This window comes from Candidatus Methylomirabilota bacterium, assembly GCA_035260325.1.
In the GTDB taxonomy this organism is placed as follows: Bacteria; Methylomirabilota; Methylomirabilia; order Rokubacteriales; family CSP1-6; genus AR19.
In genome coordinates, this window is record DATFVL010000054.1 from 1 (window position 1) to 11154 (window position 11154).

At 73.2% G+C, this 11154-nt stretch carries 9 protein-coding genes; 6 read left to right on the forward strand and 3 right to left on the reverse strand.

The window, feature by feature from the left end; translation table 11 throughout:
* Together tkt and VKG64_03710 are read right to left on the reverse strand one after the other, a co-directional pair.
* The coding region (gene tkt, locus VKG64_03705; GenBank protein HKB24137.1) for a transketolase at positions 1–1964 on the reverse strand (1964 nt) is incomplete at its 3' end.
* Positions 1965–2080: 116 nt separating this feature from the next.
* Complete coding sequence (locus VKG64_03710) at positions 2081–4060, reverse strand: amylo-alpha-1,6-glucosidase (GenBank protein HKB24138.1); 1980 nt, start codon at positions 4058–4060, stop codon at positions 2081–2083.
* A 152-nt stretch (positions 4061–4212) separates the two neighbouring features.
* Between VKG64_03710 and VKG64_03715 the strand changes: the two genes are divergently transcribed.
* The 6 genes from VKG64_03715 to VKG64_03740 are packed head-to-tail and all read left to right on the forward strand — an operon-like array spanning position 4213 to position 7826.
* Positions 4213–4539: a hypothetical protein gene (locus tag VKG64_03715; GenBank protein HKB24139.1), complete on the forward strand. Its 327-nt coding sequence runs from the start codon at positions 4213–4215 to the stop codon at positions 4537–4539.
* A gap of 53 nt (positions 4540–4592) precedes the next feature.
* Positions 4593–5084 (forward strand): DinB family protein, encoded by a 492-nt coding sequence (locus VKG64_03720; GenBank protein HKB24140.1) that lies wholly within the window; start codon positions 4593–4595, stop codon positions 5082–5084.
* A 10-nt stretch (positions 5085–5094) separates the two neighbouring features.
* On the forward strand, positions 5095–6333 hold the full coding sequence (locus VKG64_03725; GenBank protein HKB24141.1) for a hypothetical protein: 1239 nt from the start codon (positions 5095–5097) through the stop codon (positions 6331–6333).
* Entirely contained in the window at positions 6330–7403 is a 1074-nt protein-coding gene (locus tag VKG64_03730; GenBank protein ID HKB24142.1) for a hypothetical protein, read from the forward strand. Before VKG64_03725 ends, VKG64_03730 begins: the two co-directional genes overlap by 4 nt.
* 47 nt (positions 7404–7450) lie before the next feature.
* Positions 7451–7618: a hypothetical protein gene (locus VKG64_03735; protein HKB24143.1), complete on the forward strand. Its 168-nt coding sequence runs from the start codon at positions 7451–7453 to the stop codon at positions 7616–7618.
* 52 nt (positions 7619–7670) lie between these two features.
* Positions 7671–7826 carry a hypothetical protein gene (locus VKG64_03740; GenBank protein ID HKB24144.1) on the forward strand — a complete coding sequence of 52 codons (156 nt, stop codon included), beginning with the start codon at positions 7671–7673 and terminating at the stop codon, positions 7824–7826.
* Here VKG64_03740 and VKG64_03745 read toward each other — a convergent pair.
* Positions 7818–11154 (reverse strand): AAA family ATPase (locus VKG64_03745; GenBank protein HKB24145.1); only part of this gene is annotated, 3337 nt, incomplete at its 5' end. The two genes, VKG64_03740 and VKG64_03745, sit on opposite strands and share 9 nt — an antisense overlap.

Here is an 11154-nt window from a genome sequence, read left to right on the forward strand (position 1 = left end):
TGCTCGGCGGTGAACCCGAACTTCGTCTGGAGCTCCTTGAGGGGCGCCGAGGCGCCGAACGTGTGCATCCCGATGACCTCGCCGCCCGCGCCGACGTACCGGCTCCAGCCGAAGGTCGAGGCCTGCTCGACCCCGACGCGCGCGGCGACCGCGGGCGGCAGCACGGCGTCGCGGTACGCGGCCGGCTGGTGCTCGAAGAGCTCCCACGACGGCATGGACACGACGCGGGCCCGGACGCCGGCCGCGGTCAGCCGCTCGTACGCGTCCACGCAGAGCGCGACCTCGCTGCCCGAGGCCAGCAGGATGACCTCGGGCGCGCCCCCCGTCGCGTCCGCGAGCACGTAGGCGCCCTGCGCCACGCCCGCCGCGCTCGCGTACGTCGAGCGGTCCAGCGTCGGCAGCGCCTGGCGCGACAGGACGAGACAGACGGGCTCGTGGCGGAGCTGCAGGACGTAGCGCCACGCCTCGAGCACCTCGTTGGCGTCCGCGGGGCGGAGCGTGAGGAGGCCGGGGATCGCGCGGAGCGACGCGAGCTGCTCGATCGGCTGGTGCGTCGGCCCGTCCTCGCCCACGCCGATCGAGTCGTGGGTGAAGACGTAGATCACGGGTAGCTCCATCAGCGCGCTGAGCCGGATCGCCGGGCGCAGGTAGTCGCTGAAGATCAGGAAGCTCGAGCCGTAGGGCCGGACCTTGGAGAGCGAGAGGCCGTTCAGCACCGCGCCCATCGCGTGCTCGCGGACGCCGAAGTGCAGGTTGCGCCCCGCGGGCGTGCCGGCCTCGAAGTCGCCGGCGCCGTCGAACACGAGGCGCGTCTTCGTCGAGGGGGCCAGGTCCGCGGAGCCGCCGAGGAGCCACGGGACGTTCCGCGCGAGCACGTTCAGCACCTTGCCCGACGCGTCGCGGCCCGCGAGGCCCTTGGGGTCGGCCGGAAACGGCGCGAGCCCCTTGTCCCAGCCCTCGGGGAGCCGGCGGTGCTGCATCCGGTAGAGGTGGTCGGCGAGCTCCGGGAACCGGTCCTTGTACTCGGCGAAGCGCGCCATCCACGCCTCGCGCGCGGCGTGGCCGCGCGCGCCGACGCCGGCCGCGAAGTGCTCGCGCACGCCGTCCGGGACGAGGAACCGGGCGTCCTCGGGCCAGCCGTAGGCGCGCTTCGTGAGCCGGACCTCCTCCTCCCCGAGCGGCTCGCCGTGGGCCGCGTGGGTGTCCTGCTTGTGCGGCGCGCCCCAGGCGATGTGGCTGTCCACGATGATCAGCGTCGGGCGACCGGGCGTCGCCTTGAAGGTCCGGAGCGCGCGCGCGACCATCTCGAGGTCGTTCGCATCGCCGACACGCGTGACGTTCCAGCCGTAGCCGAGAAACCGCGTCGCCACGTCCTCGCTGAACGCGAGGTCGGTGGGCCCCTCGATCGTGATCCGGTTGTTGTCGTAGAGCCAGCACAGGTTCGAGAGCCCGAGGTGGCCGGCAAGCGAGGCCGCCTCGCCGGAGACGCCTTCCATCAAGCAGCCGTCGCCGGCGAGCGCGTACACGTCGTAGTCGAGCATCGGAAAGCCCGGGCGGTTGAAGTGGCTCGCCATCCAGCGCCCGGCGATCGCCATGCCCACGCTCGTCGCGACGCCCTGCCCGAGCGGCCCGGTCGTCGTCTCCACGCCCGAGGTCCAGCGGTACTCGGGATGGCCCGGGCACTTGCTCCCGAGCTGGCGGAAGCGCTCGATGTCGTCGAGCGTGACGGAGAGCTGCCCGAGACGCTCGTACTGCGGGTTGACCGCCTTGACGCCCGTCAGGTGCAGCATCGCGTAGAGCAGCATGGACGCGTGGCCGGCGGAGAGCACGAAGCGGTCGCGGTTCGGCCAGATCGGATCGTCGGGATCGAACCGGAGGACCCGCTGCCAGAGCGTGTAGACGACCGGCGCCAGCGCCATCGCGGTGCCGGGATGGCCCGAGCTCGCCTTCTGGACGGCGTCCATCGCGAGCGTTCGGATCGTGTTCACGCAGAGCTGGTCTCGGTCCACGGCGTCCTCCCACGCGTTTCGGCCGGGGTGATCGGGAGCTTACTGCTTTTCGAGCGGGTCGTCCACGCGCCTCAGCCGAGCTCGTGCCAGGCCCGCAAGGCCTCCGCCACCGACCACGCCTGGGCGATCGTGCCCCGCGGGGCGAACGGCGGGTCGCCGTCGAAGATCTCGGCGACGGACCCAAGGCCGTAGTCCGTGAGGTGATCGGCGAGCGGCGCCAGGAACGAGCGCGCGGCCGCGGCGTCGCCGTGGACCCGGAGGTGGGCGAGGGCGAATGGCCCGAGGAGCCACGCCCACGCCGGGCCCTGGTGGTACGCGTCGGCGCGCTCTTCGGGGCTCCCGGCGTAGCGCCCCCGGTATCGCAGATGCCCGGGAGCGAGCGTCCGGAGGCCGTGGGACACGAGGAGGTGGCGGGCGCACGCGTCCACGACGCCGCGCTGGCGCTCGCGCGGGAGCGGGCTCTCGGGCAGCGAGACGGCGAAGATCTGGTTCGGCCGGAGCGCGTCGTCGGGACCGTCGGGACCGTCGAGCACGTCGTAGCAGCAGCCGGCGGGCGGGTTCCAGAAGCGCTCGAAGCCGGTCTGGGCGCGCGCGGCCGCTTGGTCCCAGGGCTCCGCCGGCTTCCCCAGCCGGCGAGCGAACGCGGCCATGGCGCGGAGCGCGTTGTACCAGAGCGCGTTGACCTCCACCGGCTTGCCGATCCGCGGCGTCACCACCCGCTCGCCGGCCTTCGCGTCCATCCAGGTGAGCTGGACACCCGGCTCGCCCGCCGCGAGCAGCCCGTCGGCGGGATCCACCTTGATGCCGTGGCGCGTGCCGTCCCGGTGCTGGCGGACGACGTCCTCGAGCAGGGGGAAGAGCTCCCGCAGGAGCGCGTCGTCGCCGCTCGCCGCGTGGTAGGCCCGGATCGCCTCCACGTACCAGAGCGTCGCGTCCGCCGTGTTGTACTCGGGCGCGCGGCCGGCGTCGGGGAACCGGTTCGGCAGCAGGCCGCGGTCCACGAAGCGCGCCCACGTCGTGAGGATGCGCCGCGCGACCTCGGCGCGTCCGGTCACGAGCGTGAGCCCGGCGAGCGCGATCATCGTGTCGCGCCCCCAGTCGCCGAACCAGGGATAGCCGGCGACGATCGTCGTCCCGTCGGCCTCGCCGGCCGACCGGGCCGCGCGCGCGACGACGAACTGATCGGCGGCGAGCACGAGCTGCGCGATCCACGCGGGCGCCTCCCGCGCGGCGGACCGGGCGCGCCGCCAACCGTCGAGCACGCGCGCCTCGTGGCCCTCGCGCCGCCGCCACGCCGCGTCGCCGTCGAGCGAGGGCGCGGCCTCCGCGGAGAGCACGAGCGTCAGCGCGGCGCCCGGCGCGAGCGACGCCGAGAGCGTGCCCGCGTGGAGATGATCGTCGCGCGACGGAAGTCCCCGCTCGCGCTCGCGCGGAAGCTCGTAGCCCTCGTACCACGAGTGCGCGGCCGTGGCCGTCGCGCCCTCGGCCAGGATCAGGAGCGGCCGGGCGCCCTCGAACGCGACGACGCCGAGCCCGTGCTTCACCGGCGTGACGGCCATCCGCCAGCCGGGCCCGCGCGTCACGGCGTGGAGGTCGCGGTGATTCACGAGCGCCTTGAGCTCGAGCGCGACGGGCACCCGCCCGCGGAGCAGGCGATAGCGCACGTAGGTCGTGTTCGCGCCCTGCTCCATCCACACGCGCTTCTCGACGAGCGCGTCGCCCACCGCGTAGACCCAGACGGGCGTGGTCCCGTCGAGATGGAAGCTCTCGATCTCGCGGAAGCCCTGCGGGTCGACCGCGCCGTCGGCCCAGCGGTTCGTGGCGAGCGCCCGGGCGACGCCGTCGTACACGGCGGTCTCGTCCAGCTTGGCGGCGAAGAGCGTCCGACCGAGCGGTGGGTGGAGGGCGGCGACGAGAAGACCGTGATAGCGCCGGGTGAGCGAGCCCGCCACGGTACCCGAGGCGAAGCCGCCGAGGCCGTTGGTGCAGAGCCACTCCCGGCGCTCGGCGAGGTCGAGCACGCCGGCGATCTCCCGCCCGAAGCGGATCATGCCTGGAGTCTAGCCGCGCGCGGGCGCCCGCGACAGGGCGTCAACGGGCGCTGGAGCCCGCTCCGACACTTTTGATGCGCGGCGCGGCGCGGGGGATTCACGCGAATCCCGGGCGGTGCCGTGCCCATCGCAACGGTGAGGAGGGAACGGCCATGACCGAGATTCTTGCCATGGTGCTGATCAGTGCGCTGATCTTCCTCCCGCTCGGACTCCGGACGTGGATCGACCGGAAGGAGTCGCGGGCCGAGAGGATCGGGGCGGAGATCCGGGCCGCCGTCAACCGCAAGCTGCACGGCGAGTCGCTCCTGTCTGTGCGGGTGACGCGCGAGGGCCTCTGGCACCCGGGCCGCGTCGTGCTGGACGCGCCGCGGGGCTACGAGGAGATCACCCAGGCCGTGTGGCCGACGGTGGTGAAGCGGCTCCCCGAGGACTACGAGCTCGTGGTGAAGACCGCGAGGGATCTCCCCCGCGCCGCCTGAGTTCGGGCTGGCGCCGCGGCGCCTGCTTGCCGTACATTCTTGCCATGCCGAGCATGGAAGAGTACGCTAGGCAGCCCGCCGCCGAGCGCCTCAAGCGCCTCGCGCGCACCCCGGACGAGCTCGCCGCCGCCATCCACGGTCAGAGCGAGACCAATCTCTCCCGCCGCCCCGACGCGAAGAACTGGGCGGCGAAGGAAGTGGTCTGCCACCTGCGCGACACCGAGGAGCTCTTCATGGGGCGGTTCGCGCTGGTCGCGGCGATGGACGACCCGAAGTTTCCCTCGCTGAATCCAGGGACCCCCGACCGCTGGGCCGAGGACCGTCAGTACCTGAGGAACGACGCCGCGGCGGCGCTCGACGCGTTCAGGAAGCGGCGGGAGGAATCGCTGGCGTATCTCGGGACGCTCGGGCCGGACGGCTGGAGGCGTGGCGGCATCCACCCGCAGCGCGGCCGCATGACGATCGACGACTTCGTCACGCTGATGGCGTGGCACGACGACAACCACCTCGACCAGCTCCAGCGCGCGCTCGCGGGGAAGGCCTAGCGGCCGGCGTTTGACGCGGAAGTTCGAGTTTCCCCGCGAGGGGACCCGCTTCCTTCTGTATCCGAAGCCGCGGATCGTGGCCGGCTTCGACAAGCCCCGGCTCGTTCACGTCGACGCGCGGCCCGGGAGCATCGGGCCCGGACCGTCCGGCCGGCGCCTCTACGTGGTGGACGCGTGGAACAAGCGGCCGTACCGCGACCCCGACACCGGCGCCTACGACTGGCGCCCGCCCTACCCCCGCCGCATGCGCGCGCTCGATCCGGTCAGGCCGAACGCGGAGGGCCACTTCGACTCGGTCGTCCCGCGCATCCGGGAGTTCTCGCAGGCGGCCTTGTACGCGTCGGTCGCCAGCGTGATGGCCATCTGGGAGCATTACCTCGGCCGTCGGCTCCGCTGGGGCACGCGCGGGCAGCGCCGCCTCGAGCTGATCCCGCGGGTGAAGAAGCTCGGCGCCAACGCGTGGTCCGGCGACGGCTACATCGAGTTTGGATTCGCCGGCCGCGATCCCGCGCAGCCGTACGCCGAGGACTTCGACGTGGTGGCTCACGAGGTGGGCCACCAGTTCCTGAAGCGCGTCATCGGCAAAGCGCCCGCGGACCGGCGCGAGTTCATGCGCAAGTCCCACGACGAGGCCGGGGCCGACCTCGTCTCGCTCGTCGCCGTCCTCCACTTCGACTACGTCGTCGAGCGCGTGCTCGCCGAGACGCGCGGCAAGCTCTACTCGGTCAACCTGGTCTCCGAGATCGGCCAGTATCGGAGGGGACGGAGCGGGCGCCGCCCGGGCCGGCTCTATTTTCACGACAAGACGCTGCGGGCCCCGGCCGTCAGGGCGGCGCGTAGACGCGGCGACAAGCACACCTACGCTCAGCCCTTCCTCGGCGCGGCGTTTGACGTCCTCGTCGAGATCTTCGAGGGCCATCTCGTCCGCCGCAGGTTGATCTCCGCCGAGCTCGCACGCAACTCGACGCACGCCAGGGCCGAGCGCGACCCCGCGATCCACCGCAAGTTCGCCGCGCGCTACCGCCTGAATCCCGACGGCTTCGGCGAGGCGCTCGTCGAGGCCGCGGCCGATTTCGCGCGCCTGCTGGCGCTCGCGTGGCAGAAGTCCCGGCGGACGGGCGCGACGTTCTCGACGGTCGCCGCCAATCTCGTCGCCGCCGACCGGCGGCTCCATCGCGGCCGACACCAGCAGGCCATCCGTCGCGCGTTCGGGCGCCGGCGGATCGTCGTGCGGGCACCGCGGCCGTGAGCGCGCGACTCCTCGTGATGGGCGCGGGGACGACGGCGGCGAGCAACCTGATCCGCGGCCTCCGGACGGGCGATCGCTCGCTCGTCATCGTGGGCTGCCACCCCGACCGCTTCGCCCTCGCGAAGTCCACGGCGGACCGCAACTATCTGACGCCCGCGGTGACCGATCGGGGTTTCCTCCGTGCGCTCGCGCGCGTCATTCGCCGGGAGCGCGTGGACCTCCTGATCCCGACGACCGATACCGAGGTCGCCGTCATCGCGCGGCACAGCGCCCGCGTCCCCTGCCGGACGTTCCTCCCCCGCCGCAGCGTCGTCGAGCTCTGTCAGGACAAGTACCGCCTGAACCGCCATCTCCGCGCCCGCGGCGTCCCCGCGCCTCTGACCTTTCCGGTCACCAGCCTCCGGACGCTCGGCCGCGCGTTCCGCCGCCTCCCGGTGCGCGGGCTCACGTGGTGCCGCATCCGGGTCGGGAGTGGGTCGATGGGCGCGATCCCGGTGCGGACGGTGGCCCAGGCGCGGAGCTGGATCGAGTACTGGCGCGACATGCGCGACGTCCCGGCGGCGGCGTTCACGCTGTCGGAGTACTTGCCGGGCCGGGACTTCTCGTGCCTGGCGCTCTGGAGGGAGGGGACACCGATCCTCGCGACGACGCTCGAGCGTCTCTCGTACGTCGCCAGCGGCGCGAACCCGAGCGGCATCTCGTCGGTCGCCCACCTCGCGAAGACCGTCTACGAGCCGCGGGTCGTCGAGACCTGCGCCCGCGCGGTCCGGGCGCTCGACCCGCGCGCGTCGGGAACGTTCAACTGCGACCTGCGCGAAAACGCGGACGGCACCGCGTGCATCACCGAGATCAACGCGGGACGCTTGCCGTCCGGCCTGCTCCTGCACGATCTCACCGGCAAGCACAGCGTCTCGGCGACGTTCGTCCGCCTGGCGCTCGGCGAGCCGGTCGAGCTGCGCGACGAGTACGACGCCGACGAGGGGTGGTACGGCGTGAGGGACCTCGACACTCCGATGGGCGTCTTCCATGTGGACGCGTTGTTCGATAGGATCCAGGACGCGCGCGGGTAGGGTGCCCGCCGGTCCCCGTCCCACTCACCCACAGAGGAGGCAACGCGATGCCATTCACGGGACCCCAGGTGAAGCGCGGTCGGAAGCGGCGGATCGTCATCGTGTTCCGCGGCCGGACGAAGAGCCCCGCCGTGAAGCAGCTCGCCAGGGCGGTGCAGCAGCTCGTGAAGAAGCACAATGCCCGGATCAAGAAGATCAAGAAGAAGAGGGGCTAGCGGCGCCCGCGCCGCGGGCGTCCCCGCGACGAGGAAGCCGCCGCGGGACCGTGTGCACCGCGTCGAGGTTGTCGGCGACCTCGACGCCCACGCCGCCGAGGAGCTCGCGCTGGAGGTCCGGCGGCTCGTGGAGCGCGCCGGGCGCGGGATCGCGGGCGTGCGCATCGTCGTCTCCGCGGCGAGCCGGAAGGGGCGGCGCCTAGCGTAGAGTCGCGAGCGCCGCCTCGACCTCGCCGAGCCAGAGCGTCATCCCCATCCGACGGAAGAGCGCCCCGGCGGCGCCGAGGTGTTCGCGCGCCGCGTCGCGGTCGCCGGTCGACTGCTGCAGCCGACCGAGCGCCGCGTGGCAGCGCGCGGCGAGCGGACGCATCGCGAGCTCGGTCGCCAGCCGCAACGCCTCGCCCAGACGCTCGCGCGCGACGTCGGCGGCGCGCGCCTCCGTGCGCAGCGCGATCTCGGCCTCGAGCCTCAGCGCCCACGCCTCGTGGCCTCGCTCCCGGTGCTCGCGAGCGAGCGCCAGGGCGCCGGTCGCGCTCCCGCTCGCCTCGCCGATCCGGCGCGCCAGGAGATAGGCCTCGCCCAGGCACGTCAGCAACGGAGCGCGCCCGCCGATGACCCGCATCGCCTGCGACTGCCTGGCAGCGTGCTCGAGGAGCGGCACGGCGTCGTCCACGCGTCCCGCGAGCACCAGCGCCTCACCCAGCGAGGCGGCGATGCGCGGGAGCCAGAGCGACAGGTGCCAGGTCCGGCAGAGCTCGAGGCCGGCTTCGAGGATCGGGATCGCCGCCCCGAGCTCACCGCGCCGGACGTGGACGCTGCCGATTCCCGCGTACGCGGTCGCGAGCGTGTACGGGTGGTCCACCGCGTGCGCGATCCGGACCGCCTCCTCCCCGCGCCGGATCGCCTCGTCGAACTCGCCGAGCTCGGCCAGACACCAGACGAGGTTGGTCCGTGCGTGGACCGACGGGACCAGGGAGTGCCCGAGGAGCTCGCGCTCCCGCCCCCGTTCGAGGACCGCGATGTTGTGTTCGAGGAACGCGATCGCGTCTCGATACTCGCCGCGCGCGTAGTACGTCTGGCCGAGATAGGTGTTGCTGCGCAGCTGGACGTCGAAGTCGCCGAGCGCGTCGGCGATCGCGAGCGCCTGTCGTCCGTACTCGATCGCGCGGTCGTGGTCGCCCATGAAACGGAAGTAATCGGCGAGCACGACCAGCACGCGTCCGAGCCGCCGCTGGTCGCCGAGGCTCCGGGCGAGACCTTCGGCGTCGCGCAGGCTCTCGACGATCCGCCCGAACTCGCCGAGCGGCTGGAGCGCGTTCCGGAGATCGAGCCGGAGATCGATCGCGCGCGCCGTCTTCTCGTGCGTGTCGGGCATGCGCGCGAGCGCGACGAGCGCCCGCTCGAACGATCCCACCGCCTCCTGGTGGGCGCAGCGCCTGAACGCCCGCAGGCCGGCCTCGTGGAGGTAGCCGAGCGCCTTCGGCCAGGCGCGCCCCTCGAAGGCGTGGTGCGCGAGCGTCTCGGTGTGCTCGTCGAGCCGCCCGGGGTGGCGCCGCTCGATGACGTCCACGATCCGCGCGTGCAGCTCACGGCGCCGATCGTCGAGGAGGCTGGCGTAGGCGACCTCGTGGGTGAGGGCGTGCTTGAACGTGTACTCGGTCTCGGGGCCGGGGCTCGTCTCGTACAGGAAGTCGGCGCTCTTCAGACGGGTGAAACCGGCGCGGACCGCTTCGTCGCCGAGCTCGGCGACGGCGTGGACGATCGGGAACGGCACGTCCCGGCCGACGACGGCCGCGATCTCGAGCAGCCGTTTGTCGTCGGGCGCGAGCCGGTCGATCCGGTTCCGGAGCACCTCCTGAATGGTGTCGGGCACCGCGAGCGTCGGCGCTTCGCCGGCCTGCTCCCGTACCGTCCGCGCGAGCTCCTCGAGGAAGAGCGGGTTGCCCTCGGCCTTCTTGACGATCCGGTCGGCGAGGTCATCGGGCAGGCGCTCACTGCCGAGCACCGAGCGTAGGACGCGCAGGCTGTCGTCCGGCGCGAGCGGCTGCAGCGCCAGGTGGGTCGCGTAGGACTTCTCGAGCCACGCCGGGCGATACCCCGCGCGGTGGGTCGAGACGAAGAGGATCCGTGAGCCGGCGAGGATCTCCGCGAGCGACGCGAACAGCTCCTCGGAGGTCGCGTCGATCCAATGCAAGTCCTCGACGATCACGACGAGCGTGAGCTGCCGGCTGCGGGCGAGCCAGAGCTGGCGGAGCGTCTCGAAGGTGCGGGCCTTGATCGCGTCGGGCGCGAGCGCCCGGAGCCGCTCGGCGCCGTCGTCGACCCCGAGCAGGTGCAGCAGGTACGGCCCGCCCTCGGCCGCATCCATCCCGGCCTCGCGCAGCGCGACGCTCACGCGCTCGCGCACCGCCGCCGACGTGTCCGAATCCGTGATCGCGCACGCGGCCCTGAGGATGCCGAGCACCGGCAGGTACGGCGTCGTCGCGCCGTACGACACGCACCGGGACGCCAGACAGGCCACCGGCTTTCCGGCGACGCTCTGGCGGAACTCGTGGAGGAGGCGCGACTTGCCGATGCCCGCCTCACCGCTGAGCCCCACGATGTGGCCCTGGCCGCGGACGGCGGACTCGAGCCGGCTCCAGAGCAGCTCGATCTCGCGGTGACGCCCCACGAACGTCGCGACGTGGCCGGCCACGCCGAGGCCGCTGCGCTCGCGTCCCGCGAGCGCAAAGAGGCGCCCGAGCGCGCCCCCGACGAAGTCGAGCAGCTCGAAGTGGCGCTCGAGGAACGGCGCCGCGGTCTCGCTGACGAGGATCGATCCCGCCTCGCCGCGGTCGGCGAGCTCCTCGAGCACGCCGAACGCCTTCTGCTTCGTCTCCAGATCCAGCTCCGCGGGGCCGCGGCCCGACCCGACGAGGAACTCGGCGAGATGAATCCCGACCTTGGTCGCCGGCAGCGGCACCCCGTCGCTCCGCGCCCGCTCGAGCGCGCGCTGCATCGCCATCGCGGCATGCGCGGCTCGGCCCGGCGCGTCCTCGACGGCCTCGAGCCCGAACGAGGCGACGACGCTGGCGGGACTCATCCCCTCGACGCGCCCGCCGAAGCTCCGCGCCTTCTCCACGAGGACCTCGAGCGCGCGGCTCGTGTCGAGCTGGACGTCGGTCCCGACGTCCGTCACCAGCGCCGCGCGCAGAAGGGTGACGCGGCGCCGCTCCCAGCGGAGCGCCGCCGGCGCCGCTGCGCGGCTCGGCGCGGGCGGGCCGGCCGCGTCCGCGCCCGGCCGCTCGACGCGCGGCTCGCGGCGCGGCGACGCCTCGCCCGCGCGGAGCGCGTACTTCTCGATCCGCGCGCGCAGCGTGTTACGCGAGATGCCGAGGAGCGCCGCCGAGCGCGAAATGTTCCAGCCGGTCTGCCGGAGCACCTCCGCGACCCGGGCCCGCACCGCGTCCTCGAGCGACGCCGTCGTCTCCTCGCGCGCGGGCGCGACCTCGGGCGCGGGCGGCGGCGCCGGCAGCCCGAGCATGGGCGCGGTCACC